The 24,823-nt window shown below is 69.6% G+C and carries 23 protein-coding genes; 3 read left to right on the top strand and 20 right to left on the bottom strand.

The genetic code is table 11. The features are described 5' to 3' along the window. Positions 1 to 7 precede the first annotated feature (7 nt). The 8 genes from BLW44_RS04380 to BLW44_RS04345 all read right to left on the bottom strand — a co-directional run bounded on the left by BLW44_RS04380 (position 8) and on the right by BLW44_RS04345 (position 6,754). Positions 8 to 2,389, bottom strand: a complete 2,382-nt coding sequence (locus BLW44_RS04380) for a glycoside hydrolase family 65 protein (protein ID WP_060926947.1) — start codon at positions 2,387 to 2,389, stop codon at positions 8 to 10. A 140-nt stretch (positions 2,390 to 2,529) separates the two neighbouring features. Beyond that, complete coding sequence (locus BLW44_RS04375) at positions 2,530 to 2,664, bottom strand: methionine/alanine import family NSS transporter small subunit (RefSeq protein ID WP_074731596.1); 135 nt, start codon at positions 2,662 to 2,664, stop codon at positions 2,530 to 2,532. After that, complete coding sequence (locus BLW44_RS04370) at positions 2,661 to 4,298, bottom strand: sodium-dependent transporter (RefSeq protein WP_060926948.1); 1,638 nt, start codon at positions 4,296 to 4,298, stop codon at positions 2,661 to 2,663. Before BLW44_RS04370 ends, BLW44_RS04375 begins: the two co-directional genes overlap by 4 nt. Positions 4,299 to 4,356: 58 nt before the next feature. Then, a complete protein-coding gene (locus tag BLW44_RS04365) occupies positions 4,357 to 5,217 on the bottom strand; it encodes a glycosyltransferase family 2 protein (RefSeq protein WP_060926949.1) in 861 nt (286 codons plus the stop codon). A 51-nt stretch (positions 5,218 to 5,268) separates the two neighbouring features. Beyond that, complete coding sequence (locus BLW44_RS04360) at positions 5,269 to 5,607, bottom strand: DUF7882 family protein (protein WP_060926950.1); 339 nt, start codon at positions 5,605 to 5,607, stop codon at positions 5,269 to 5,271. Then, entirely contained in the window at positions 5,607 to 5,912 is a 306-nt protein-coding gene (locus BLW44_RS04355; RefSeq protein WP_060926951.1) for a DUF6098 family protein, read from the bottom strand. Before BLW44_RS04355 ends, BLW44_RS04360 begins: the two co-directional genes overlap by 1 nt. Before the next feature lie 105 nt (positions 5,913 to 6,017). Continuing rightward, entirely contained in the window at positions 6,018 to 6,311 is a 294-nt protein-coding gene (locus BLW44_RS04350) for a DUF7882 family protein (protein WP_060926952.1), read from the bottom strand. 68 nt (positions 6,312 to 6,379) lie between these two features. Beyond that, on the bottom strand, positions 6,380 to 6,754 hold the full coding sequence (locus BLW44_RS04345; protein ID WP_060926953.1) for a thiol-disulfide oxidoreductase DCC family protein: 375 nt from the start codon (positions 6,752 to 6,754) through the stop codon (positions 6,380 to 6,382). 67 nt (positions 6,755 to 6,821) lie between these two features. Here BLW44_RS04345 and BLW44_RS04340 point away from each other — a divergent pair, with 67 nt between their 5' ends. Further along, positions 6,822 to 7,025, top strand: a complete 204-nt coding sequence (locus BLW44_RS04340; protein ID WP_060926967.1) for a hypothetical protein — start codon at positions 6,822 to 6,824, stop codon at positions 7,023 to 7,025. Between the two features lie 33 nt (positions 7,026 to 7,058). Here BLW44_RS04340 and BLW44_RS04335 read toward each other — a convergent pair whose 3' ends face one another. The 3 genes from BLW44_RS04335 to BLW44_RS04325 all read right to left on the bottom strand — a co-directional run bounded on the left by BLW44_RS04335 (position 7,059) and on the right by BLW44_RS04325 (position 9,453). After that, positions 7,059 to 8,189 (bottom strand): carboxylate-amine ligase, encoded by a 1,131-nt coding sequence (locus tag BLW44_RS04335; protein WP_060926954.1) that lies wholly within the window; start codon positions 8,187 to 8,189, stop codon positions 7,059 to 7,061. Positions 8,190 to 8,513: 324 nt separating this feature from the next. After that, a complete protein-coding gene (locus tag BLW44_RS04330) occupies positions 8,514 to 8,849 on the bottom strand; it encodes a DUF7882 family protein (protein ID WP_060926955.1) in 336 nt (111 codons plus the stop codon). A gap of 52 nt (positions 8,850 to 8,901) precedes the next feature. Beyond that, positions 8,902 to 9,453, bottom strand: coding sequence for a hypothetical protein (locus tag BLW44_RS04325; protein WP_060926956.1), 552 nt, complete (start codon positions 9,451 to 9,453; stop codon positions 8,902 to 8,904). Positions 9,454 to 9,576: 123 nt separating this feature from the next. On the opposite strand from BLW44_RS04325, the gene BLW44_RS04320 reads away from it, so the two are divergent. Further along, a complete protein-coding gene (locus tag BLW44_RS04320; protein ID WP_060926957.1) occupies positions 9,577 to 12,129 on the top strand; it encodes a LuxR C-terminal-related transcriptional regulator in 2,553 nt (850 codons plus the stop codon). A 62-nt stretch (positions 12,130 to 12,191) separates the two neighbouring features. Here the strand turns inward: BLW44_RS04320 and BLW44_RS18185 are convergent, their stop codons facing one another. From BLW44_RS18185 to BLW44_RS04290, 6 genes are all read right to left on the bottom strand, one after another. Then, positions 12,192 to 13,352: a hypothetical protein gene (locus tag BLW44_RS18185; RefSeq protein WP_254775114.1), complete on the bottom strand. Its 1,161-nt coding sequence runs from the start codon at positions 13,350 to 13,352 to the stop codon at positions 12,192 to 12,194. 81 nt (positions 13,353 to 13,433) lie between these two features. Continuing rightward, positions 13,434 to 14,192: an SDR family NAD(P)-dependent oxidoreductase gene (locus BLW44_RS04310; protein ID WP_060928206.1), complete on the bottom strand. Its 759-nt coding sequence runs from the start codon at positions 14,190 to 14,192 to the stop codon at positions 13,434 to 13,436. Between the two features lie 20 nt (positions 14,193 to 14,212). Next, positions 14,213 to 15,346, bottom strand: a complete 1,134-nt coding sequence (locus tag BLW44_RS04305) for an ATP-NAD kinase family protein (protein WP_060928207.1) — start codon at positions 15,344 to 15,346, stop codon at positions 14,213 to 14,215. Then, positions 15,343 to 16,959 carry an aminomethyl-transferring glycine dehydrogenase subunit GcvPB gene (gene gcvPB, locus BLW44_RS04300; RefSeq protein WP_060928208.1) on the bottom strand — a complete coding sequence of 539 codons (1,617 nt, stop codon included), beginning with the start codon at positions 16,957 to 16,959 and terminating at the stop codon, positions 15,343 to 15,345. Before gcvPB ends, BLW44_RS04305 begins: the two co-directional genes overlap by 4 nt. Further along, positions 16,956 to 18,362 carry an aminomethyl-transferring glycine dehydrogenase subunit GcvPA gene (gene gcvPA / locus BLW44_RS04295; protein WP_060928209.1) on the bottom strand — a complete coding sequence of 469 codons (1,407 nt, stop codon included), beginning with the start codon at positions 18,360 to 18,362 and terminating at the stop codon, positions 16,956 to 16,958. Before gcvPA ends, gcvPB begins: the two co-directional genes overlap by 4 nt. Then, entirely contained in the window at positions 18,359 to 20,449 is a 2,091-nt protein-coding gene (locus tag BLW44_RS04290; RefSeq protein ID WP_060928210.1) for a beta-galactosidase, read from the bottom strand. The genes gcvPA and BLW44_RS04290 overlap by 4 nt, the downstream gene beginning before the upstream one ends. A 147-nt stretch (positions 20,450 to 20,596) precedes the next feature. On the opposite strand from BLW44_RS04290, the gene BLW44_RS04285 reads away from it, so the two are divergent. Next, entirely contained in the window at positions 20,597 to 21,253 is a 657-nt protein-coding gene (locus tag BLW44_RS04285; protein ID WP_060928211.1) for a GntR family transcriptional regulator, read from the top strand. Between the two features lie 8 nt (positions 21,254 to 21,261). Here the strand turns inward: BLW44_RS04285 and BLW44_RS04280 are convergent, their stop codons facing one another. The 3 genes from BLW44_RS04280 to BLW44_RS04270 are packed head-to-tail and all read right to left on the bottom strand — an operon-like array spanning position 21,262 to position 24,823. Continuing rightward, positions 21,262 to 22,920 (bottom strand): amylo-alpha-1,6-glucosidase, encoded by a 1,659-nt coding sequence (locus tag BLW44_RS04280; protein ID WP_060928212.1) that lies wholly within the window; start codon positions 22,918 to 22,920, stop codon positions 21,262 to 21,264. Continuing rightward, complete coding sequence (locus tag BLW44_RS04275) at positions 22,917 to 23,864, bottom strand: carbohydrate ABC transporter permease (protein WP_082724623.1); 948 nt, start codon at positions 23,862 to 23,864, stop codon at positions 22,917 to 22,919. The genes BLW44_RS04280 and BLW44_RS04275 overlap by 4 nt, the downstream gene beginning before the upstream one ends. Beyond that, positions 23,861 to 24,823, bottom strand: a complete 963-nt coding sequence (locus tag BLW44_RS04270; RefSeq protein ID WP_060928213.1) for a carbohydrate ABC transporter permease — start codon at positions 24,821 to 24,823, stop codon at positions 23,861 to 23,863. Before BLW44_RS04270 ends, BLW44_RS04275 begins: the two co-directional genes overlap by 4 nt.

Here is a 24,823-nt window from a genome sequence, read left to right as displayed (position 1 = left end):
TGCGACGTCAGTTGCGGCCGAATGCCTCGGCCGCAGGTCGCGGGGCTCGCCCGTGCGGCTGCGTCGGTCGCGGACCGGGCGGCCCGAGCGGAGGCGTGTCGAGTGTGACCGGGTGGCCCGGTTCGAGCACGACCTCCTCGTCGAAGTGGGTGATCGTCACCGGCGCACCCGAGGCGAGTCGGTAGGTGGTCGACGCCGGGGTGATCTCGACGCGGAGGATGCAGCCGTGGATGCGCACGCCGAACTCCAGCCCGTGCACCTGCGCGGGCAGCCTCGGGCGGAAGCGCAATCCCGTCTCGCCGTCGCGCATGCCGCCGAACCCTGCGGTGATCGCCGTCCACACCCCGGCGAGCGCCGCGACGTGCAGCCCCTCCCCCGTGTTTCCGTGCAGATCATCGAGGTCGAGGGTGGCCACTTCGGCGAGGTAATCCAGCGCCAGGTCGAGATGACCGACCTCGGCCGCGATGACCGACTGTGCCGCGGCCGAGAGTGATGAGTCGCGCACGGTGAGTGCCTCGTAGTACGAGAACGCCCGCGACTTCTGCTCGGGGGTGAACGCCTCGTGCGCGAACCAGAGGGCGAGCACGAGGTCGGCCTGCTTCACGACCTGCTTGCGGTACAGGTCGAAATACGGGAAGTGGTTCTGCAGCAGGTACTGATCGGGCGAGGTGGCCTCGAAGTCCCAGATCTCGAGATCGGTGTATCCGGCGGACTGCGGGTGGATACTCCGCTCGGCGTCGAAGGGCACCGTCATCGCCTCCGCGGCGTCCTCCCATCCGGCGATCTCGTCCGCAGTCACGGACAGCGCCTCGGCGACCTCGGGATGCCGTCGCGCTGCCGCCGCGGCGCCGCGCAGATTCAGCTGCGCCGAGAGGTTCGTGAAGACGTTGTCGTTCGCGATCGCGGAGTACTCGTCGGGGCCTGTGACTCCGTCGAGATGGAACCCTCCCCGAGCGTCCCAGCGCCCGAGCGACATCCAGAGCCGGGCTGACTCGGCGAGGAGCTCCACTCCCGCCTCGCGCTCGAAGGCCTCATCACCGGTGGCCCTGACGTAGTGCAGCACCGCGCCCGCGACGTCGGCGTTGATATGGAAGGCCGCGGTGCTGGCCGGCCAGTACCCCGAGGCCTCTCGACCGTCGATCGTCCGCCACGGCAGAGCCGCGCCGCGCAGATGCAGCTGTGTCGCACGGTCGCGGGCATGATCGAGCACGGAGTGCCGCCACCGCAGCGCCTGCTCTGCCGCGTGCGGCAGTGTGGAGGTGAGCACGGGCAGCACGAACGCCTCGAAGTCCCAGAAGGTGTGCCCCTCATAGCCCGAGCCGGTGAGCCCCTTGCCCGGCACGGAGCGGAGCTCCATCCTGACCGAGGCCTGGAACACCTGGAAGAGCGCGAAGCGCACCGCCTGCTGCAGACGCTGGGGGCCGTCGATGCGCACGTCGGCGCACTCCCAGAACTCGTCGAGGCGCGATCGCTGCTCATCGGCGATCGTCTCCCAGCCCCCGCGGAAGGCGTCGGCGACGGCGGTCTCTGCCCGATCGCGGAGGGTCGCCGTCGAGAGGGTGGACGACCATTCGTGTCCGACCAGCTTCACGACCTCGATCGTCTCGCCGGCCTCGAGCGCGACGTGCACCGTGGTGCGAGCGCGATCACCGGCCGGATCGACGTCGGTCGCGACCTCGGGGGTTACTCGCCCCGAATGCGCCACGCGATGGTCCATGGACACGGCTACGGACAGGCCGCTCTTCCTGGTGCGGTGCACGAGGGTCGCCGCCGCCCCCTGTGCGGTCGAGTGCACCGCCTCCCAGGGCTCCTTCAGCAGCTCCTGCACTCGAGGGTCCTCGTGCGTGATCGGCAGCGGCTCATTCGCGAGCAGCTCCGAGACGATCGTTACCTCGGTCGCATCGATCGCCTCCACGATGTAGCGGACGGCGGCGACCGAGCGGTGCGCGAACGACACGATCCGCGTGGAGCGCACCCGCACACGCGTCCCCACCGGGCTCGTCCATCCGAGGTCGCGCTGCAGGGTCCCGGCGCGGAGATCGAGGCGACGGGAGTGGGAATCGAGCGTGCCGCGGCGCACGTCGAACGCCTCATCGCCGACCAGGAGGCGGATCAGCTGTCCGTTGGAGACGTTGATCACGCTCTGCCCGTGCTCGGGGTAGCCGTAGCCCTCCTCGGCATACGGCATGGGGTGCTCCTCGAACACGCCGTTCAGGTAGCTGCCCGCAACACCGCGCGGGTCACCCTCGTCGAGATTGCCTCGCCAGCCGACGTGCCCGTTCGAGAGCCCGAAGACCGACTCCTCATGCGCGAGGTGCTCGGTGTCGACGCCCTCGGAGCCGACACTCCATTCCTCGACGTCGAACCCGTGCTGCCCGCTCTCGACCATGGACTCTCCTCCCGTCCGCGATGGGGTCGAGAGAGACGCTAGCGCCGAAGGTCGGCGGGCGAGGAGCGGCTTGATTCCGCTCCGTCATCCGGCTACGCGGGTCCGAGCAAGGCGAGTCCGAGCCGGCGGGCCCGCCTCACTCAGAGCTCGACCGGCGGGGCGGGCTCGGAGTCCGCAGCCTCGGGATGCCGGGCGAGGTTCACGACGGCGGCGATGAGACCGCCCCAGATCGTGACCATCGCGATGATCATCATGATTACCGCTGTCGTGGTCATGCGCCCGTTCCCTTCTCGGCCGTGCCAGGCCCGTAGGTGGAGACGATCGGGATCGCCGACGTCTCGCGGTCCGGTTCGTAGGCCTCGTCGACGAGGAACTCGTCGTACTCGGGGTCGTCCTTCGCATGCGAGCGACCGCTCCAGGGCAGCGCCGACAGCAGCAGCGCCAGCACGACGAGCGCGATGACCATGCCCCAGCCGAACACCCCGAGGAACCAGCCCGGGTAGCCGCCGTACGGCTCGGAGATCTTCGAGATCAGCTCGGTGACGAACAGGTAGCCGAGCACGAGCGGCGCGAGAGCGCCGACCAGCAGCATCCAGAAACGCCCCACCCGGAAGCTGGAGCGCCGGTTCAGGTGCTCGACGAGCGTCGGGAGCTTGTGCAGGAGCCAGGCGACCACGACCACGGCGACGAGGGCGACCGCCATGATGCCGAAGGCGTTGACGAAGGCGTCGGCCGTATCGAGCACCGACAGCGCGGTGGTCGTCGAGAAGAGCGCCATCGAGATGACCGCGAGGGGGATCGACACCGTCAGCGTCGTGCGGATGCGCGCCCAGCCCAGCTTGTCTTGGAGAGCCGCAACGATGACCTCGAGGATGGAGATCAGCGAGGTGACCCCGGCGAAGACCAGGGCGCCGAAGAAGAGCACGCCGATGATGGATCCGCCCGCGGCCTGCGACACGATCGTCGGGAACGCGATGAACGCGAGCCCGATGCCGGAGGATGCCACGCCAGCGACCTCGGTCCCCTGCGCCTGAGCCATGAAGCCGAGGGCGGCGAAGACGCCGATGCCGGCGAGGATCTCGAAGCCCGAGTTCGCGAACGCCACGACGAGGCCGGAACCGGTGAGGTCGGTCTTGCGCTTCAGGTACGAGGAGTAGGTGACCATGATGCCGAAGGCCACCGAGAGCGAGAAGAAGATGTGCCCGTAGGCCGAGGCCCAGACCGCGGGGTCGGCGAGCGCCTCCCAGTTCGGCGTGAAGAAGGCGTTGAGGCCGTCCATCGCTCCGGGGAGGAAGAGGGACTGCACGACGAGGATCGCGAACATCACCGTCAGCAGCGGCATCAGGATCATGTTCGCGCGGCCGATGCCGCGCTTCACGCCCAGCGCCATGATCACGATCACGATCAGCCAGACCGCCACGAGCGGGAGGCCCACCTGCGGCACGAACTCTGTCGAGACGCCGACCTGCGCGACATCCGCAGAGCGCAGGAAGTCGATGAAGAAGAAGTCGTTCTCGTTGCCTGGGCCCCAGGTCAGCTGCGCGGAGAACCAGGTGTACATCGCAGCCCACGCGATGATGACGGCGTAGTAGACGGCGATGACGACGCAGATGAGCACCTGCCACCAGCCGAGCGGCTCGGCTCTACGGTGCAGCCGCCGGAACGCGAGCGGAGCCGAGCCGCGGAAGCGGTGGCCGATCGCGTAGTCGAAGAAGAGGAGCGGGATGCCGGCGGTCAGCAACGCGCAGAGGTACGGAATGAGGAACGCTCCGCCACCGCCCTCGTACGCGACATAGGGGAATCGCCAGATGTTGCCGAGCCCGACGGCCGAGCCGATCGCCGAGAGGATGAAGACGTTGCGGGATCCGAACGCTTCGCGCTTCGGGGACTGCGTCGTTGCGGTGGCCATGCGCACGAGGTTACCGGAATCACGGTCGTCCGACCTCGTGGTCGTGCCGCCCGTCGCATCACTTCCGAGCGATGCCGGTGGCGTTCTCCCGCTCGAGACGCTGTCTGATGGTGCGAACGCTGTGCGCCGCGACCGGCACCCGCTGCCCGCCGTACTGGACCCCGCCGCGCAGGCGCGTGCCGAGCGCCACCAGGGCGAGGGCGGCCGGTCGCCGGCGGAGCAGGCACAGCGCGGGGAGAGCGGATGCTTCGAGCGCCAGCCGCGCGAAGCTGTCGTACGCCTGCCGCACCCGCTGCGACAGGAAGTGCCGGGTCGTCGGCGGGCGGCGCGCGACGTAGAGGTCCGGCCGCGCCTGCACGATGCCGCCGACGGCGAGGATCGTCCGCTCCATCTCCAGATTCTCGAACAGGGTGTCGGCGTCGTAGCCGCCGACAGTGCGCAGCACCGAGCGACGCACGGCGTAGGTCCTCGGCCAGTCCCGACCGACCGCCCGGTTGAGCAGCGTCCGTCCGGTGTCCCACCGTGCATGCCACGGCAGCGGATCGAAGTGGTTCTGCGGGATGACGAGCGAGGCGGAGTCGAGCGCCGAGACGACGGCATCCAGCGCCTGCCGGCCGTAGCGCACGTCGTCGTCGGCGAGCACGATCCGCTCGTGCCGCGCGATGGCGACTCCGGTGAGCACGCCGCGTACCTTGCCGTTCGCGCCGGGGCGCTCGTCGACCGCGACATGCCTGAGGAGCCCCGCCCAGGCCGCCGCATGAGCGGCGAAGCGCTCGGGGTCGGACCCGTCCACGACGGTCACATCCGCCCACGCCCGCAACGCCGTCAGATAGTCGGTGAGTTCGTCTAGGTCCGCGTCGTCGTCCCAGCGCAGGGGAAGGATGTACTCGACGTCGAGAGGAGATGAGACCGGCTGCATGCCGGCACGGTACGAGAGCGGCGAGGCCCGACTCTCGGGTCTTGACAACCGCTAGAGATCCGCCGGCACTCCGAGCTTCACGCCCGACGACGACTCCGGTGGCTCCGCCACGAGGTACAGCCCGGTCGGTGCGTTCGCCGTGAAGGCGAGGGCCTCGATCCACCGGCGGTTGATCGAGGGCTGCCGACTGCCCAGGAACCGATACACCAGAGACGAGCCCGGATGCAGCCACACGGTCGTCCGCCCTCCGCCGATGCTCTGATCTTCGCGCCAGCTGAAGTTGAATGCCTCGCCGCGGCGCAGCTTGGCGGTGATCACCAGCTGGAGGTGGCTGAGCGCCCGATCCTCGACCTCGATACGCGTGGTGCCTTCGTAGATGAACCTGCCCATCAGGCCGCCCCTTCCTCGTCGGCGGGGCCTCGGCCGGCGTCGAACTTCTCCTCGCACCGTGCCCGCGCCTCTTCGAGCAGCTCCTCGGTCAGGACTGCGACCGGCAGTTCGAGACCGCTCTCGGTGTCGATGCTGTGTCGTCGGGAGTCGTCGTCGGGGCGGGCGGAGTAGCGCACGTGCAGTCCGGGGCAGGCGCGCACGACGGCGACGAGCTGGGCAAGGTGGAACACGCGCCGCAGCGACTGCGACGCGTGGGACTGGTGCGGCCCCGTGGGGATCGGGGGCGCATCGGTGAGGTCGGACATGACGTCAGCGTAGAAAATCCGTTCGGGTCATCGCAGGGTATTGACAACTCGGCCGATCCCCGGCAGTGCGCCCGCAGGCGTCTCAGTCGAGGTATCCGGCGCGCGTCAGATCTCGTCGATGACGAGCTCTCCGTGTGCGTTGAGGCTCTGCATCATGCGCGCGATCCGTTCGGGATCGACCGGCACGGGCTCTGTCGAGTCGAACGCCAGGACGAGCGGGATGCTGGGGTGGATCCATGCCGTGAGCCGGCCGTCGCCAGAGTCATCCACCGGCACCCACGACATCATGAAGCTCTCCTGTCGGCGCAGCTTCGTGCCGACGATGATCTTCATGTGCGCGAGCGTCACGTCGTCGATGTTGATCGGCTCGAGCGTGCTGTCGTATCTCAGGCGTCCCATCCCGCGATGCTAGGCCAGGGCGCGAACACAGCCAGGGGCGTTGACATCCGACGATTGTTCGGATGCTGTCACACCCGAGGCATCGCGCAGGCGGGAGTTCCTCCGGGCAGTCGATGCCGGAACCGGGCGATCAGCGCATACCCGAGCGCCGCCGCCCACGAGAACGGCGGTGTGATCAGCATCCGTCCGGCGAAGCGCCAGCCCCACCCGCGCTGCATGCGCAAGAGCGCTGCGAAGGCCTCGTGTCCGCGGAACCGTCGCCCGCCCGCGAAAAGCCAGACGTACCGGGTCACATCCTCTGTGGTGAGGCCGAGGTCGGCGAGGTCGACCCACTGCCAGGGCTGGGACTCGGGGAACCGGCCGAGGTATTTCTCGAGCCGCCGCACCCAGGTGGTGCAGAAGGCGCAGTCGCCGTCGTAGACGAGAAGAGGTCCGGTGCGCATGGTCCCGACCCTACGCCCCGTCGTCAAGCCCCTGGTGAGCAAGCTTCAGCGGGCGGAGCCTGACCGCATGAGCCACCCCGACGACATCAGACAGCCCCTGGACCACCTGCCTCCCCTCGACGAGCGCGACAAGGCGATCGAGATCGAGGAGCCGAGCTACCCGACCTCTGAGCCGCCGTCGGGTTCGGCGCACGCCTCTCCCGAGACGGCCGCTGAGCCCGACAAGCCGAGTCGGCACGGCGTCGACAAGCTCCCGCCCACCGCGCGCTGACGCGCTGCCGACGGCGGGTCAGGATCAGCACCGTCAGACGCCCGCCGGCGCCGACTCCTCCTGCGGCGTCGGCGCATCATCCGACCCACCATGACGCGCGGTCAGATTCCGGACGATGTCGCCCACGAGCCCGCGACGAGCGACCTGCTCGCGCTGCCAGTCGGCACCCGTCCCGCGCAGGAGGATCGCCTGGACCCCCTCGGTCACCCGATCGAGATCACCGGAGAACTCGAGTCCCGGTCGGACGTGATCGAGCAGAGCAGCCACTGCCGAGTCCGCAGCGCAGCGTCGGCCGGTGAGCGGATGCACGTGCTCGCCGCGCACACCGCTCAAGGCCGCACGCCAGGTCGCCAGCCTCAGCACCCGCTGATCGGTGCCGATCGGGTCGACGTCGCGACGCCAGTCCATGATCGCGGTCTCGACCAGGCCGCGGCAGAGCGCGGCGATCGTCACCGCGTCCTCCTCGCGCAGGCACAGGTCGGCGATGCGCACCTCCAGCGTCGGGTGGTGACGCGAGAGCCGGGCGTCGAAGTAGAGCATCCCGGCATCCAGGAGCACACCCGATGCCAGCAGCGCACGCTCGTGCTCGCGGTACGCGGCCTCCGATCCGAACACGGGATTCGCGCCGGCAGAGGGCCAGCGGCTCCACACGTCGTTGCGGTAGCTCGCGTAGCCCGTGTCGGCTCCGTCCCAGAACGGCGAGTTGCTGCTCAGGGCGAGGATGGTCGGGAGCCAGTCGCGGATGCGGTCGAGCGCGGCCACCCCCTCCTCCGCCGAGTCGACGCCGACGTGCACATGGAAGCCGCAGGTGAGGGTGCGCCGGGCGGTGACGCCGTATCGGCGCATCATCTCCTCGTAGCGCGGCGACGGGGAAGGATGCGGGTGCACGGCCACCGGCGGCGTGGCGAGCGGCACCGCCCTCGCACCGACGTCGGCGGCCTCGGCGTCTGCCCGCCGACGCCCGTCGGCGATCCCCTGTGCGAGCTGCGACGCGGTCGTGCAGACGGGGCCGACGACCTCGATCATCTCCTGCTGGATCTCCGCCTCGAGCGCCGGAGCGCCCTCGTCTTCCTGCCATTCCAGGATGCGCGGCGCGGCGGCTGTCGGCAGGCCGGTGCGTTCATCGACCAGCAGCAGTTCTTCTTCGACCCCGAAAGTTCTCATGGTCGTATTCAGCCTCGAACCGCGTTCCGCGCACAGAGACTTGACTTTCGCTGCGCGATCCGAGCGCCCCGCACTCCGCCACAGGACGCTGAAAGGCGCAAGGGTGGCGCGCACGTCGTGCGTGCGAACTGCACACGCTCTCAGGGCCCGCTGAGCGTGGTCTCGGTGTCTCGCCCGCACCGCGGACCAGACGGATGCGGCATCGAGGCGCTGACGCCGCGCCGCGCCCGACGCAAGGCCTTTGCAGCCCTTCCAGACGGCCCCCGCAGCCTGACGATCGGAGCGGCATGGCGTACGCCGTCACTCACCTGAGGCATGTGCCTGTCAGCGCTGGCTCGGGCTGGAATCACCCTCGGTCGGATCGATGATCTCATCGATCAGGCACACTCCCCCGGCGCTGCTGAGCGTCTGCGAGAGCGCCTCGATCCATCGTGGGTTCAACGGCGGCGCCTCGGTCTCGTCGAACACGAAACGGAGCGGGATCGCCGGGTGCAGCCAGATGGTCGAGCGACCGGGCGCCTCGCCGTCCTTGTGCACCCACGACAGCGTGAAGCTCTCCTGACGGCGCAGTTTCGTCGCGATCACGACTTTGAGATGAGCCAGCGCCCTGTCGTCGATGAGGATCGGCGAATGCGACGACCCGTAGAAGAGTCTTCCCATATATGAACGATACGCGCGATCGTCCGCGGGCGGCAGAGGCAGAACGCTGCGGTCAGCGCACGGCTCCTGCACGCTGCAGCAATCGACGGATGCCGATGACGCCGGCAGCCACCGCCAGCTCGCCGACGATGCGGCAGGCGAGGGTCGCCATCAGGATGCCGGGCACCATGTGATCGGGCGAGAACACCGGCAGCGAGACGACAAAGAGGACGACGCCGGCCACCACGGCGGCGAGGAGGATGTGCGGCGCTTTCGGCGCGACTCCACGGCGCAGCGGGAGGACGAGGTCGAAGGTGAGCGCAGCACACAGCATCGGAACCATCGCCAGCGGCCCGATCGGTGACACCGCAACGGTGAGGATGCCGGTGACGAAGGCGGTGAAGGTCGCCATCCCCGGCGTGCGGGTGACGACGCGCGCCAGCAGCGGCATCGCGCTGTGAATGGCGGCGACCAGCGCGTATGCGGGCGGCGATGAGACGGCGAGCACGGTCGTCACCGGCACGATCATCGCGAAGAGGAGCGCCTGGACGGTGCCGAACGCGGCGCTGACGAGCAGTGCGCTCGTCGGGATCCGCTTCGCAGGGTCGACGCGTGCTTCATCCATCCGTCCAGCCTAGAACCGCGCGTGCGACGTGCTGATCCCTGCTTCCGGGCCCGGGACATTCCCCGCCCCACATCCGATGTTTCGGCATATCGTAGAGACGCACACGATCCGGGGGAGGGAACGATGCAGCCATCCGCCGCGCTCTCGCGCTCTGACGCGCCCCGTGTGCCGAGCGACGTCATCGCGCGTCCCCGGCTCGTCGCCGCACTGGAGAGCACCGATGCACTGACGGTGCTGCGCGGCGCCTCCGGCATGGGAAAGACCGTCGCTCTGGCCGAGTGGACCAGGGCTTCGGCCTCGACCGTGGTGTGGGTCGCTCCGGGCCAGGACGGATCGAGCGCGTCACTCGCCCGGGCCGTGCTGCGTGCCCTCGCACGCCGCGGACTCGCGCCGGCCGCCAGCGCAGAGCTCCCGGCGGACCCGGCTGCCGGCCGGGCCGTCGATGCCTGGCGGGTCGTCGCCGCTCACCTCGCGGAGGTGCAGCATCCGCTCGTCCTGGTGCTCGATGACGCCGCCGATCAGGATCGCGAGAGCGTCTTCGACATCTGCCGCACCCTGGCCGCTGCGCCCGATGCGCGTCTGATTGTCGCCACGAGTCGGCGCAGCCCGTTCGACAGCGACGGTCTCGACCTGATGATCGATCGCACGGTCATCGGTCCCGACGATCTGCTGTTCGACGAGGACGAGATCTCCCGCGCGCTGCACATCCGGCAGCTGGAAGCCGCCCAGGTGCTCGCGGCGACGGGCGGATTCCCCGCCCTCATCCATGCCGCATCGAAGCAGCGCGTGCTCGGCGATCCGTCGTCGGTGCTCGAGGCCGCCTCCCCCGCTGTCGCGGAGTACCTGCGGCCCCGGCTCGAACGGTCGGGAGTCGACGCCGACGCGCTGGCGGCTCTCACTCGGATCAGCATCACGGATGCCGTCGACGCCGCTACGGCACGAGCGCTCACCGGTGCGGAGGACATCGAGAACATCCTCGACGACGCCGAGACTTTCGGGATCGGCCGTCGGTCGGCGGACGGCGTGTTCTCCCTCGTGCCGGTCGCCAGGGCGCTGCTGCACCGCGGGCTGATGGATGCTCGCGCAGACGAGGTTCCCGGGCTGATGCGCATCGCGGTCGACGGGGCACTCGAGCGGCGGGCGCCGATGGATGCGCTGCGCCTCGCCGTCGAGCACGACGACCTCCCCCTGGCGTCGCACGTGATCATGTCGGGGTGGACGCAGCTGCTCGAGAGCCATGGCCCGGAGGCCGTGCGTCTGCTGCGCCGCCTTCCCGTCTCGCGCCTCAGGGACCAGCCGCTCATCGCGATGCTGCTGGCCATCTGCTACATCGCGAGCAAGCTGCGGCGCCTGCGCGGCCTGCAGCTGCTGAGGGTCGCGATCTCGGCAGCGAACTCGCGCCGCAGCGGCCTCGGCCCCACCGAACGCGTCTTCATCTGGGCGGCCGAGAGCGCCGCACTGCGGCTGATCGGCATGTCCGAGCGCGCGGCGCAGGTCGCAGGCAAGGCGCTGAACCTCTACCGCGAGACCCCCGAGTCGATCTGGGAGCCCTACGCCGTCGAGATGCCGCTGCTCTGCACCCACCTGGGCATCTCTCTCTACTACGGCGGGCGCGAGGATGCCGCGGTCGAGTGCTTCGAGTACGCGGCGTCCCTCGGTGCCTCGCACGACATGGTCAAGGCGTATCACGCGATCGCACTGCTCAGCGGCATCCATGCGCTGAACGGCGACATGCCGGAGGCGCGGCACTATGCCGAGCTGATCCACGATTCGGCATGGGGCCAGGAGCACCTCGACGGGTATCGCGGCACCCTTTATCGCGTCGCCGAGGCGTTCCTGTCGATCGAGGACGGCGACGTCGTCGCTGCACGCGCACACGTGCAGGTGTTCGGCCCGCATCGCTCGACCAGCGAGCACTGGCTGATCATGGGCATCGCCGAGGCTTGGGTCGCCCTGCACGAGGGCCGGGCCGCAGCGGGTCTCGAACAGCTGGACTCCTTGTGCCGGCTGCGCGGGCGGGAGGGCGCCGGCACACACGCCCGGCAGACGCTCAGCAGGGCGCGCACACTGCTGCACCTCGCCGCCGGCGATCAGGCGGCAGCGCGCGAGGTCCTGCGACAGGATGCCAGACCCGACACCTTCGACACCCTCCTCGAACGTGCGCGGCTCGCGCTCGTCGAGGGGCAGGCGTCGGAGGCGGCTCGGATGCTCGCGCAGACGCGCCGCGCTCCGGCGACCTCTCGTCAGCGCGCCGAGACGGTCGCCGTCCAGGTCGCGGCCCTTCGCCGCACCGCCGGCGACGCGGCAGCCCGCAAGGTGGCGGAGACCCTTCTCGTGCGACTCGACGACCGGGAGCTGACGACGCCCGTCGGGCTGCTCGACCCGGATGACGTCGACTTCCTGCGCGAGTTCCTCACCGACCGCGGGGCGAAGTCCGTGCCGGGGCGGGGCGTCTTCCCGGCGACCTCGGAGCGACCTCGTCTCTCCTCCCGCGAGCGTGTCGTGTTGCGAGCGCTGACATCCGGCGCATCGCTGCAGTCGATCGCCGCGGATCTGAACGTGTCGCCGAACACCCTGAAGACCCAACTGCGCAGCATCTACCGCAAGCTCGACGCGCGCAATCGGGCCGAGGCGATCGAGAAGGCCGCGGTGTACGACCTGCTGGCCGAGCACTGATACCGCACTTAGCGACGCGCGAGGCGGAGTCCACCGCCTCGCGCGTGCTCGTCTGCTGGCGGTCAGGCGTCGTTCGGGCTGAGGTCTCCCTCGCCCTCCTCGCCCAGGTCGGCGATCAGCGGGTCCTCGCCCTGGCTCTCCGGCTGCAGGGTGGACCGGGGCTGATCCTGCGCGGGGACCTCGTCGTCATCGGAGGGGATCTCGTCCGGGTCGGCGCCGGTCGCGGTGGCAGGGTCGAGGTCGGCCTCGTCGGCTCCGGCATCCAGCGCCTCGGTGCGGTCCCATTCGACCTGCGCCGGGTCGTCGCTCGGATCGCCCACCGCGGTCGCGTCCCCGTCACGCAGGGGCTGTACCGAGTCGGCGCTGCCGTCGGTGGAGAACGGTGTCGATTCCATGTCATCCCTTTCGCTCGGCGGCTGGATGCTCGTGCTCTTCGCAGAGCCGGGCGATGCCGCTCCAGCCAGTGTGCGCGGAGGCGCCGTCTCGTCGCAGGGGGCTTGAGCGTTCCTCGACGAGGCGCTATCGTCCGGCCGCCCTCGCGGCGGGCGCTGCGCGAGCCGGTACGACGGCTGCCGCAGCGCCAACGCCCAGCCGTACGACTCGGTACCGGGCAGGCCGTTGCGGTCGGTGTCGAGCCGCAGACTCGGGTCGTCGCCGCGCGGCCCACTCAGCCGCAAATCGGCGAACGGATGCCACCGGCCGCGTGGAGACGCGAAATACAGACGCAGCTGCCATGGCTCCTCCTCCACCGCGCGACGAAGCGCGGACAGCGGAGCGGGAAGCCGCCGAGGCGGCACGGTGCGCGCGCACAGCAGCACGGGTCCCCGCGCGGTGCGATACGGCAGGATGCTGCTCAGCGTGGCCCGCGAGGGGCTGAGCCGAGGCAGCAGCACGAAGCGTCCCGGAAATCCGATGCCGGTGGATGAGAGCTCGAGGTCGACATCCTTGCCCTCGTGCTGCCAGCGCACTCCGAGACCCGTGACGTCGGGCAGCCACGTCGGCAGCCCCGCGCCGCGCGATACCCGCGCCACGACCGGCACCGCGTCGCCGTAACGTCGGTCGATCCAGCCGATCTCGGACGTCGCCCTGCCGTCGAGGAGGACGAGCTGCCCGTCGAAGACGATGCCATGCGAATGGATGGGCCGTGGCCGACGGACGAGCAGGATCAGCGCGATCCCGGCGCGCAGCACCTGGCCGAGGACGCGAGCGACGAAGAACCTCATCGGCTCAGTGTGACGGGCCGCGACGGCAGCGGAATCCCACTGGCGCGCGGCCCGTCCGGTGTCTATCCTGCGCCGATCGGGTCAGGCGATCCCGCCTCCGTCGACGACCATCGCCGATCCCGTGACGTAGGAGGACTCGTCGCTCGCGAGCCACACGACGGCCTGGGCGACCTCCTCCGGCTCACCCATCCGGCGCAGCGGCCGGTCGGCGGCCTCGGCGAGGAAAGAGCTCGTGTCCTGCGCGAGCTGGCGGGCCTCATCGCGCAGCATCCCGGTGTTGACATCGCCGGGGTTGACCGAGTTCACCCGGATCCCCGCCGGACCGTGATCGATCGCGAGGGCACGAGTCATGTTCACCACCGCGCCCTTGGAGGCGCAGTACGAGAGCGCTCGACCGCCGCCCTTCAGGCCCCAGCCCGAGCCGGTGTTGATGATCGAACCGCCGCCGGCGGACTCCATGACGGGCACCACGTGCTTGCACATCAGGAAGATGGATCGCACGTTGACGCCGAAGACGCGGTCCCACTCCTCGACGGTCGTCTCGACGGCGGTGGTGCGACGGATGATGCCGGCGTTGTTGAAGACCACATCCACTCCCCCGAACTCCGCCAGCACCGTCGCGACGACCCGTTCGATGTCCTGCTCGTCCGACACGTCGGCCGCCACCGCGAGCGCGACACCGCCCGCCTCCCGGATCTCGGCCGCGACGCCTTCCGCCGCCTCGATGTTCAGGTCGACGACCGCGACGGAGGCGCCTTCTGCAGCGAGGGCGAGCGAGGATGCACGGCCGATACCGCCGGCTCCGCCGGTGACGATGGCCTTCTTGTTCGTGAGTCGCATGGGATTCCTTTCGAGTTCGTTCAGAGCGGGGTGAGTTCGGGGGCGGACACGGCGTACAGGCTCGTCGCGCCGGGGCCGGTGACGATGCGGACGTGCCCTGCGAGCCTGGCATCGAGCTCGGAGTCGCCGGTGTCCACAAGGAGCGGCCGACCGTGCAGGTCGATGAGCTTCTGCTCGGGTGCCACGACTAGGAGGGGGTCGTCGCCGAGCGCGCGGAGCACGGAGGCGGAGAGCTGCTGGTTGCCGCGGCCGAGCAGAAAACCCTGCCCGCCGATCACCGTGATGACAGCCTTCGCCGGACCCTCGGCGACCGCCGCGAGGAGCTGCTGCTCGCTCGCCGCGCGCACGACGATCTCGCCGTCGAGGAGCACATCGATTCCGAGCGGGCTGCCCTCGACACCGAGCTGTCTGGCGACCTCCGCCGTGGTGCCGCCCGGTCCCAGCAGGTAGCGGATGCCGCGACGCATGCGCGCGACCGCGCCCCGCGCGGCGGCTTCGACAGCCGCCTTCTCGCCGGCCGGCGTCCCCGCCTTCCGGGCCTGCGTACGTCCGACGCGCGAGGGCACCGGGAGCATCCCGAAGAGGGTCGGGGAGACGACTGCGCGCCGCATGGCCGCCTCGTCGATGTCGAGCACCTCACGATCGAAGACGGGGAGGCCGCCCTCGCTCACCCAGTCGGCGGCGAGCGCGCCGGCAGCGCGGGGGCTGACCGCGAAGACCGGCGAGTACATCTTCACTCCCGCCGGGACTCCCAGCACCGCGGTGCTCGGCTGCTCACCCAGCGCGACGGCGGCATCGCGGAGTGTGCCGTCCCCGCCGACGACGAGCACGAGGTCGGCACCCGCCGCGGCCACCGCCGCGACCGCACGCGTGGTGTCGTCGGCGCTGGTGGTGGACGCATCCGGTCGATGCACCATGCGGGCGACCAGGCCGGCCGCTTCCACCGCATCCGCTCCCATCGGGCCGGCGGCGGTCACCACATCGAGCCCCGGATGCCGTGCGGCCAGCGTCGTCAGAGCGAGTCCCGCCCGTTCCTGCACGCGCGAGCGGCTGCCCCGCTCCCTGGCGAGGCGCTGCACATCCGCGCCGTCGGAGCCGGCCAGGCCCGCGGGCCCGCCGACTCCGGCGACAGGATTGACGACCAGGCCGATCACGATGCGAGGGACTCCTCGAGGACGGGGCGGTCGATGGCGTCCGCGGGGACCTCGCCGAAGTACTTGCGGCGGTAGGCGCGCCAGGTGACCGCCCAGCGCTCCGGGTCGTCGAGGTCGTCGTGGTGCGTGTGGTGCACGGTCTGGTTGTGCGGGGCGGAGCGGACGAGCTCCGGATCCTCCCGCGCCTCCCGGGCCACGGCCGCGAGCGCCGCGACGTACTCGTCGATCTCCGTCTTCGAGTAGCACTCGGTCGGCTCCAGCGTGAACGGCTGCGGCACGACGTAGGGGTGGTGGCTGGTCCAGTAATGGAAGCCGTAGTCCGCCATCCGGATGCCGATCTCCTCCGAGGTGATGCCGGTGTCCTCGAACAGCTCCTGCCACGAGTACCGCACCTGCTCGATCCGGCGTCGACCGCTGGCGTAGGGCGCGGATGCGCCGGGGATCTGGAGCACCCGCTTCAGCAGGTAGTTGTTGTTCAGCACCGCGATCTGGGATGCCGTGAGCAGTCCCTCCGCACCGAGTGCCATGATCCACGAGTACGCCCGGACGACGTGGAGGATCACGCCGTGCGCCGGGGCGACGTGACCGATCGACAACTCCCCGGCCTCTCGGACCACGAAGCGCCCGTCGACCTTCTCGACCCGCGGGCCGGGGAGGAAGGGCGCGAGGTCGGCGGAGACGGCGTTCGCCGCAGCACCCGGTCCTCCGCTGCCGTGCGGCGCCGAGAACGTCTTGTGCAGGTTGAACTGGCAGACGTCGAATCCCGCGTCGCGGGCCCGGGTGATCCCGAGGATGCCGGCCGCATTCGCCTGGTCGTACGAGGCGAGCGCCCCGACGTTGTGCGCGGCGTCGACCCATTCCCTGATGGCCGGGTTGTAGATGCCGGTGTCCTCGGGGTTGGTCACCATGATCGCGGCGGTCCGCTCCGACAGCGCGGCCTTCAGCGCCTCGAGGTCGGGGTAGCCGTCGGCATCCGGATAGACGGTGATGATCTTGTACCCGGCGACCTTCGCCGCCGCCGCATTGGAGGGGTGGCTGAAGATGGTCGTGATGACCTCGTCGCGCTGGTCCCCTTCGCCGCGGGACTCGTGGAACGCCCTGATCATCGCGATGTTGGTCCAGATGCCGGCCGAGCCGCCGGGAGAGGCGAGCGAGACGGCGTCCATCCCCGAGATCTCGGCCATCATCTGCTCGAGTCGCCAGATCAGCTCCAGTGCCCCCTGGGTGTCTGCCGGATCCTGAGCGGGATGCAGCGCCCGCAGCTGCGGGACCTCGATGAGCTGATCGTTGATCTTCGGCGAGTACTTGATCGTGCAGGTCCCCTGCCCGATGTCGACGTTCAGGTCGGATCCCAGGTTCTCCTGCGACAGCCGCAGGAAGTGCTTGAGGACGCGCATCTGGGCGATCTCCGGCAGTGCCGGAGGCGCGGGTCGACGGATGCCCTCCGGCAGAGCGGACACCACATCTCCGACGGCGTCGCGCACGACCTGCTCGACGGCGGGGACCGACACGCCCCGCTCGCCGGGGGTCGACAGCTCGAAGATGATCGGCTCGTTCCAGCTGGCCTGGTGGAAACGACGAGGACCGGTCGTGGGTGCGATGGGAAGGCTCATGCGCCGTGCTCCTTCGTGAGGGGGGACGTCGGGGATGTCGGGGCCTCGATGACGCCCGCGATCGCGGCCGCGAGGCGATCGATGTCGGAGGCGCTCGTCGCCTCGGTCACGCACACCAGCAGTGTGTGATCGTCGACCGCGACTCCGGGTTCGATGCCCTGGCCACGGAGCGCCGTGATCACATCGACCGCACGGATGCCGGAGAAGGTCACCGTGAACTCGCGCAGATGCACCGCCGAGTCGCCGAGCTCCACCCCGGGCAGTGCGGCGAGGGCCTGCTGGGCGTAGCGGGTGCGCGCCAGCAGCAGCTCACCCAGCTCGGCCATTCCTGCAGGACCCATCAGCGAGAGGTACACACCGCTCGCGATACCCCACAGTGCGGCTGCCGTGCCGACCCATTCCTTGCCCTCTTCCCGCTGGGCGAACGAGGTGCGCTCGTAGGCGACGTCGCCGAAGCCGTACTCGCCCGGGACGTCGGTGGACTCGAGTCCGAACAGTCGTGAGGGCATCTCCATCACGAACCTCGGGTCGTCGTGGACCGCGATGAAGCCCGCGTGGGCGCCGCCGAACCACTGGTGCAGCCCGAGCGACTGGATGTCGCCCGTGACGATGTCGGCGCCCTGCACCGCCGGAGGAGTGAGCACTCCGTAGCCGATCGGATCGGTGCCGACGACGACGATCGCACCAGCCTCGTGCGCGGCCTCGACGATCGCCGGCATTCCCGTCTCGATGGCGCCCGTCGCGCTCGGCGTCTCGATCCACACTGCGGCGACCTCGCCGTCGAGCAGGGTCCGCAGGACCTCGACGTCGGCGATCCCGGCCGTTGCGGGCACCGTCTCGATCTCGAGGCTCGCCCGGATGTAGTCGCGCACCTTCGACAGCTTCTCGGGGAGCACGTCACTGACCAGCAGCACCCGGCCGCGCCCGGTGAGGCGCCCCGCCATCGCGAGCCCCGTCGCCGTCGCCTGGTACCCGTCGTACGTCGGCACGTTCACGACGTCCATCGCGAGCAGCTCGGCCATCAGCGACTGGTACTCGAAGAGCGCCTGGAAGCGGCCGTGATCCTCATAGGGCTCGCCGGCATACGCCGTCAGGAACTCGCTCCGTCGGATGACCTCGTCGACCACGGCCGGCACGTAGTGGTTGTAGGTGCCGGCGCCGAGGAAGCTCAGCCGCTCCTCGGTCGATCGGTTGCTCGCGAGGATCCCGCGCACGTGCCGGGCCAGGTCCTGTTCGGCGACGAGCGGGGCCGGCAGGTCGAGCGGCCGGTTCAGACGCAGCGCCGGGGGGACGTCTGCGTAGAACTCCTCGACGGATTCCGCGCCGACGGCGGCGAGCATGGCCTCACGCGAGGCGGGTGCGGTGTTGGGGATGTAGGGGTGCACAAAGCTCTCGCTCGTCATGCGTCCTCCTCGGGGTCGGTGTCGGAAGGCGATGAAGCCAGGGGGGCGAACTGGATGCGCGAGGACCTCGGCGTCGAGAGCACGGCCACGCCGTACCTCTCGAGCGCGAGGTGCCCCGACCGGTGGATGCCGGTGAGCAGGTCGGTGCCGGGCTGGGGGATCTCGACCGTCACCGGAGCCCGCCCGTGGTTCAGATAGAACGTGTAGTCGGTGGTCTCGTCGGACCGCGTCACGACCTCGACGTCGAGGTCGGTGTGCTCGCGTGCGTCGAGACCGGCGGAGTGCAGCACATCGCGGAAGATCGACAGCATCCCCTCGTGCTCCACCGTGGCGCTCACGTACCAGGCGGTGCCGTCGCCGACGGGGCGACGCGTGACCGCGGGCAGGCCGTCGAGCTCGCCACCGGCATAGGTCCCGCGGACCTCCACATCGGCATCCGCCTCGATCCATTCACTCCAGCTCGGCACGGTCAGGTCGCGGCCCGCATAGGCGAGCCGCTCGCTCATGCCGTCGGCGATCGGCCACTGCTCATCGACCTCGATGCCGAGCAGGTCGCGCAGCGGACCGGGCGCTCCGCCGGGGTGCACCTTCTCGGTGGCGTCGACGACGGCCGAGAACGGCCCGACCACGAGGTGCCCGCCGCGCTCGACGAACGCCCGCAGCGCATCGGCCTGCGGCTGCTCGATGATGTACAGATTGGGCACGACGACGAGGTCGTAGCCGTCGAACGGACCGATCGCGCGGACCGCGTCCGTCGGCTGTCCCAGCACGAACAGGGCCCGGTGCCAGTCTCTGGCCTGCTGCGCCCACTGGAGGCGCTGCGACGGGAGCGACTCCGCGGCGCTCGTGCCCCACCAGGAATCCCAGTCCACGACGAGGGCCACCCGCGAGCGCACCCTCGTGCCGCGCACGGGCTCGAGCCTCTGGAGTTCGAGCCCCAGGGCCTTGGTCTCCTGGAAGCTGCGCGAGCGCTCGCCCCGATGCCCGAGCATCGACGAGTGGAACTTCTCCTGGCCGTACCGGGCCTGACGCCACTGGAAGAACATCACCGCATCCGAGCCGTGGGCGACCGCCTGCAAGCTCTCGACGCGGATCTTGCCCGGCGCCTTGGGCACGTTCACGTCGCGCCAGCTGGTCGCGCTGGCCGACGACTCCAGCAGGAGCCAGGGCTGTCCGCCCTTGAGCGAGCGCATCAGACCGTAGTTCAGCGCTGCACCGACATGCGAGGTGGGGTCGGCGGGCTCGGGGTACGCGTCGTCGGTCACGACGTCCTCCCTCGCCGCGAAGTCCCAGTAGTCCAGGTCGCGGAACATGCTCATGAAGTTCGTCGTGACGGCGACGTCGGGCGTGACCTCGCGCAGCACGTCGATCTCGATCTGGAAGAGCTCGAGCAGAGCATCCGACGAGAACCGCTCGAAGTCGAGCAGCTTCGTCGGGTTGACGGGACCCGGCGCCTTCTTGGGAGTCTCGATGTGCTCCCACGCGGTGTAGCGCTGGCCCCACACGTTCACACCCCAGGCCTCGTTGAGTCCGTCGAGGTCGCCGTAGCGGTCCTGCAGCCAGCGACGGAAGTGCCGGGCCGACTCGGGGCACCAGCAGCGCGAGACATGGTCTCCGTACTCGTTCGAGATGTGCCACATCGCAAGGCCCGGATGCCGGCCGTAGCGCTCGGCCATCGCTCGCGCCATCCGTGCGACGTTCTCGCGCCAGATCGGCGACGACGGGCAGTAGGTCTGGCGGGATCCGAACTCGAGACGGTGGCCGTCGGCATCCCACGGCGCCATCTCGGGGTGGGCACGCAGGAGCCACGACGGCGGAGTGGCGGTGGCCGTCGCGAGGTCGATCGCGATGCCCGCGCCCCAGAGGAGGTCGAGGATGCGGTCCAGCCACTCCCACTCGTAGACCCCGGGCTCCGGTTCCAGCTGCGGCCAGCTGAAGATCGGCAGGCTGACCAGATTCACGCCGGCCTCACGCATCAGACGGATGTCCTCGTGCCACGTCTGCTCCGACCACTGGTCGGGGTTGTAGTCACCGCCGAAGGCGAGAGCGTCGAGACGGACGCGTCGGACACGGTCGGGTGCGGACACGGGTTCTCCTCACTGAGTGGACGGAAGACGGATCCGGAGCGCTGGCGCAACCGTGATCGGCGTTGTATTCTGTATACAACACACTAGGTCGCCGTCCGGAACTCGTCAACCCATAGGCTGACGGGCAGGCGGCAGAAGAGGGGACCCATGGCGATCGAACGCAAGAACCTGCGATCGCAGGTGCGCGAGGAACTCCTGGCCCGGATGCGCGCGGGACTCGTGCAGCCCGGCGAGGGCATCAACGAGGTGCAGCTGGCGACCGAGCTCGGGGTCAGTCGCACTCCTCTGCGCGAGGCGCTGATCGCCCTCGAATCCGAGGGGCAGATCGAGAGCGAGAACGGCAAGGGATTCCGATTCGTGCCGCTCAGCGCCGCGGAGTTCCGCGACCTCGCGCCCGTCATGGCGGCCCTCGAGAGCCTCGCCCTCGAACTCAGCCCGCCCGAGGAGCTGCGCCGCATCGGCGGGCGCCTCAAGGAGATGGCCGACGCCTTCGCCGACGAGCTCGTCGAGCACCAGCTCGTCATCACGAAGGACGACGAGTGGCACAGCCTGATGCTCTCGGCCTGCCCGAACACACGACTGCTCGCCGTGATCGAGAGCGTGCGCAGCTCGTTCCATCGCTACGAGTCGCTGCTGGTTCCTGAGGACGTCAAGGTCGAGCGCGTCGCCGCGGAACACGCCGAGATCGCTCGGCACCTCGCCGACGGGGACGTCCCCGGCGCCATCGATGCGCTCAAGCTGAACTGGATGCTCGGCATGCAGCGCATCCTCGACAACGCCACGAGCTCCTACTTCACCGCCTGACGCGCGGTTCACCGCGACAGCTGCACGGCCAGATCGATGAACAGCGCGGCCGACCAGCCGAACGCCGTCGTGGCCGTGCGCGCCTTCTGACCCGTGTGCGGATTGAAGTACTCGTGCGGACCCCCGCCGTGGATCACGAGGGCCACGGTCTGCTCGCGCAGCTGTCGCGCGCGCTCGACATATCCCGAGGATTCGAGGCCCTCCGCGATCAGTGCGTTCGTGTTCACCCACACCGGTCCGCGCCACATCCGCTCGTCCGAGAAGTCGGGGTCGGATGCCGCGACCGTCGGCAGCCCCCATGCCAGAGCGAAGCGATCGGGGTCGGCCGTGGCGTCGACCAGCACCTCCGCGATCGGCGCCGGCAGGGTGCCCGTGAGCAGCGGCATCAGCCCGACGATCGTGTCGCTGAGCTGGGGCTCCCCACCGCCGAAGGCGAGGAACCGGCCACGATCGGCATCCCACATCGTCAGCATCATCCGCTGCGTGGCCGCCGCCCTCGCGCGGAACGGCGCATCGTCGATCGTCGGCGCATAGCGCACGAGCAGATCTGCGATCTCGAGATCCTGACGCACCAGGTACGCGCCGAGGTCGGGCGACGCGGTCGGGAGCGGCCCGTCGAAGATCGGGCTGTCGTCGAGACCCGAGGAGTACGGATGGCCGTACTCCGGCATCCCGTCGTGGTCGAGGTCGCTGCGATCGAACCACCAGTCCTGGGAGCGGATGATGCGCGCGAGCTGCGTGCGCGCGAAATCCGGCGCCTCCTCGACATCGAGCACCTTGCGCAGCGCCCACGCGGCGAGGGGTGGCTTGGTCAGAGGCACGGGCGCGCTCGGGTCGGCGACCTGCGACCCCGCCCTGCGGAGGGTGGCGCGGTCGCTCTCGGGGAGGTCGTCGCTGGTCGCCAGCACTCCGAGCTCGTGCACGACGTCGGGCAGCTGCCCATCCGGCTGAGGGAATCGGAAGGCGATGTCGAGCTGCTCGCGGGCGAGAGCGGGATCGCCGTGCCGCACGCCGACGGCGATGAAGTACGCATCCCATTGCCACAGGCCCACGTATCCGATCTTCGACGGCACGATGGCTCGCGCGTCGCCCAATGCAGGCAGCTCGACGATGTTCGCACCCAGCACCCACCAGCAGAAGGCGGTCATCGGCTGCAGATCCTCCCGGACCGGCGGGCACTTCGCGAACCACTCCTCCCACACCGCGCCGGTCGCGGCGAGCGCCGCCGCATGATCGCCCGGTCCGATCGAGACGGACCGATCGCGGCCGACGTGCAGTCGAACGCCCTGATCGATCGGATGCTCCTCGACGGCGCCGTCCGGGTGCCGGAGGTGCACACGCAGCCCCTGGTCGCCGCCGAGGCTCAGCGTCGTCGGATCAGCGAACGTCAGGCTCGCCGTCGTGTCGGAGCCGTGTCGCCCGAACGTCACGCTCACCGGGTCGACGCCCACCACCGCCAGTTCTTCACCCTCTGAGTCCCACACCGTCAGGGCGTCGAGGACCCGGCACTCCGAGAGCCGTCGTTCGTACTCCGAGGTGTGCACCCGCACTCCCCCGCCGTCCTCCGCGCGGAAGACGAGCACGCGCGAGCGGGGCAGGGTGAAGGGCGCGGAGATCAGGTCGAGGTATCGTCCGGCGAGAGCGGCGAGACGCGCGGCATCCGTCATCGTCCGCCCAGCCCCGAGGCCGCCATGCTGTTGAGGATCTTGCGCTGGCCGATGACGAACACGATGAGCATCGGAACCGTGGCGATCGCGGATGCGGCCATCACCAGGCCGTAGTTGACCGACCCCTGCTGACTCTCGAAGGCGTTCAGCAGCAGCGGCACCGTGAACAGGTCAGGCGAGTTCAGCAGCACGAGCGGGAAGAGGAACGCGTTCCAGACGTCCAGCGCCACGATGATGCTGAGGGCGGCGAGGCCGGGGCGCAGGTTCGGGAGCACGACGCTCCAGAAGATGCGCCAGCGCCCGGCACCGTCGACGATCGCCGCCTCCTCCAGCTCCTTGGGCAGTGCGAGCACGAACTGGCGCATCAGGAACACGGCGAACGGATTCGCGATGATGCCCGGCACGATCAGGGCGAGGTGGGAGTCGACCCAGCCGAGGTTCGACATCAGCAGGTAGAACGGGATCAGAGTGACCTGCTTGGGGATCATCTGCGTGGCGAGGAAGACGATGAACAGCACTCGGCTGCCGCGGAACCGGATGCGCGCGAACGCATAGCCGGCCATCGAGGCCGTGATCAGGGTGCCGACCACCACGAGGATCGCGATGTACGCGCTGTTCAGGTACGCCTGGCCGAACGGCACCGCGTTCCAGGCCTGCGTGTAGTTGTCGAAGGTCCACGGGCTCGGGAGGAACTCGAGCGGGTTCTGGAGCAGCTGCGGGAGCGTCTTGAACGAGGTGAGCAGCATCCAGACGAACGGGAACACCATGCCGATCCCGGCGACGATGAGCACGACGTGCAGCGCCGTCGAGCCGACTCTCCGTCGTGCGCGGTCGGCACGCGGCCCGCCGCGACCGCGGGAACGGTAGCCGGGGGCGGTGATCGCGATGGTCGAGTCGGTGGCGGGGCCGGGAGGCGCTGTCAGCGGCGGCGTCTGGAGAGTCATGCGGGGTCATCCTCGTAGTGGACGAACTTCTTCTGCGCGCCGAACTGCACGGCGGTGATGACGAGCGTGAGCAGGAGCAGGATGATGCTCGCGGCACTGGACGGGCCGAACTCGAAGCGCCCGAAACCCAGATCGAAGATGTGATAGACGATCGTGCGGGTCGCGTTGTCCGGTCCTGCATCCTGTACGAGCACATAGACGGTGTCGAACGTCTGCAGCGATGAGATGAAGGCCACGACGGACGAGAAGAACACGATCGGCGACAGCAGCGGCAGGCGGATGCTGGCGAACAGCCGCCACGGCCCCGCTCCGTCGATCCGCGCCGCCTCGATGACCGACGGCGAGATGTTCTGCAGCCCGGCGAGGAAGATCACCACGTTCAGCCCCATAGACGACCAGATGGTGACGATGCAGACGGCGAGGAGCGCGAGCTTCGGATCCTGCAGCCAGTCCGGTGGAGTGATGCCGAAGACCTGGGAGATCGTGGTCGAGAGCAGCCCGTCGGAGCGGAACATCTGCTGCCAGATCATCGCCACTGCGACCGTGGAGGTGACCACGGGAGCGAAGAACAGGATGAGGTAGAGGGTGCGGGTCCTGAGCTTCTCCAGCGCCACGGCCACGATGACCGAGAGACCGAGACCGATCGGGACCGTGACGATCGCGATGATCATCGTGTTGAGGATCGCTCGACCGAGCAGCGGGTCCTGCAGCTGGTCGGCGAAGTTGGCGAACCCCACCCACGTCAGGTCGGTGAGTCCGTCCCAGTCGGCGAAGGCCAGCACGAGGCTGGCCGCGAACGGCAGTACGACGAAGAGGCCCATGCCGATCATCTGCGGCCCGACGAAGACGTACCCCCACAGTCGGTCGCGGCGACGCCACAGCGCCTCCTTGCGCAGGGGCGGGGCGGATGCCGCAGGGGTCGCCTGCGGCATCCGTCCGTTCTCGATGAGAGTGCTCAC

Origin of the sequence: Microbacterium hydrocarbonoxydans, from assembly GCF_900105205.1 — a bacterium.
Taxonomy (GTDB): Bacteria; Actinomycetota; Actinomycetes; order Actinomycetales; family Microbacteriaceae; genus Microbacterium; species Microbacterium hydrocarbonoxydans.
Note: the sequence above shows the minus strand (reverse complement) of the source record. Positions and strands in the feature narration are given on the sequence as shown.

Excerpts from the sequence above, each read along its gene's own strand:
- BLW44_RS04380 (WP_060926947.1), bottom strand. The coding sequence starts at position 2,389 with ATGGTCGAGAGCGGGCAGCACGGGTTCGACGTCGAGGAATGGAGTGTC.
- BLW44_RS04335 (WP_060926954.1), bottom strand. The coding sequence starts at position 8,189 with ATGAGAACTTTCGGGGTCGAAGAAGAACTGCTGCTGGTCGATGAACGC.
- BLW44_RS04355 (WP_060926951.1), bottom strand. The coding sequence starts at position 5,912 with ATGTCCGACCTCACCGATGCGCCCCCGATCCCCACGGGGCCGCACCAG.
- BLW44_RS04275 (WP_082724623.1), bottom strand. The coding sequence starts at position 23,864 with ATGACTCTCCAGACGCCGCCGCTGACAGCGCCTCCCGGCCCCGCCACC.
- BLW44_RS04350 (WP_060926952.1), bottom strand. The coding sequence starts at position 6,311 with ATGGGACGCCTGAGATACGACAGCACGCTCGAGCCGATCAACATCGAC.
- BLW44_RS04280 (WP_060928212.1), bottom strand. The coding sequence starts at position 22,920 with ATGACGGATGCCGCGCGTCTCGCCGCTCTCGCCGGACGATACCTCGAC.
- BLW44_RS18185 (WP_254775114.1), bottom strand. The coding sequence starts at position 13,352 with ATGAGGTTCTTCGTCGCTCGCGTCCTCGGCCAGGTGCTGCGCGCCGGG.
- BLW44_RS04375 (WP_074731596.1), bottom strand. The coding sequence starts at position 2,664 with ATGACCACGACAGCGGTAATCATGATGATCATCGCGATGGTCACGATC.
- gcvPA (WP_060928209.1), bottom strand. The coding sequence starts at position 18,362 with ATGACGAGCGAGAGCTTTGTGCACCCCTACATCCCCAACACCGCACCC.
- gcvPB (WP_060928208.1), bottom strand. The coding sequence starts at position 16,959 with ATGAGCCTTCCCATCGCACCCACGACCGGTCCTCGTCGTTTCCACCAG.
- BLW44_RS04310 (WP_060928206.1), bottom strand. The coding sequence starts at position 14,192 with ATGCGACTCACGAACAAGAAGGCCATCGTCACCGGCGGAGCCGGCGGT.
- BLW44_RS04320 (WP_060926957.1), top strand. The coding sequence starts at position 9,577 with ATGCAGCCATCCGCCGCGCTCTCGCGCTCTGACGCGCCCCGTGTGCCG.
- BLW44_RS04285 (WP_060928211.1), top strand. The coding sequence starts at position 20,597 with ATGGCGATCGAACGCAAGAACCTGCGATCGCAGGTGCGCGAGGAACTC.
- BLW44_RS04360 (WP_060926950.1), bottom strand. The coding sequence starts at position 5,607 with ATGGGCAGGTTCATCTACGAAGGCACCACGCGTATCGAGGTCGAGGAT.
- BLW44_RS04330 (WP_060926955.1), bottom strand. The coding sequence starts at position 8,849 with ATGGGAAGACTCTTCTACGGGTCGTCGCATTCGCCGATCCTCATCGAC.
- BLW44_RS04325 (WP_060926956.1), bottom strand. The coding sequence starts at position 9,453 with ATGGATGAAGCACGCGTCGACCCTGCGAAGCGGATCCCGACGAGCGCA.
- BLW44_RS04370 (WP_060926948.1), bottom strand. The coding sequence starts at position 4,298 with ATGGCCACCGCAACGACGCAGTCCCCGAAGCGCGAAGCGTTCGGATCC.
- BLW44_RS04345 (WP_060926953.1), bottom strand. The coding sequence starts at position 6,754 with ATGCGCACCGGACCTCTTCTCGTCTACGACGGCGACTGCGCCTTCTGC.
- BLW44_RS04340 (WP_060926967.1), top strand. The coding sequence starts at position 6,822 with ATGAGCCACCCCGACGACATCAGACAGCCCCTGGACCACCTGCCTCCC.
- BLW44_RS04365 (WP_060926949.1), bottom strand. The coding sequence starts at position 5,217 with ATGCAGCCGGTCTCATCTCCTCTCGACGTCGAGTACATCCTTCCCCTG.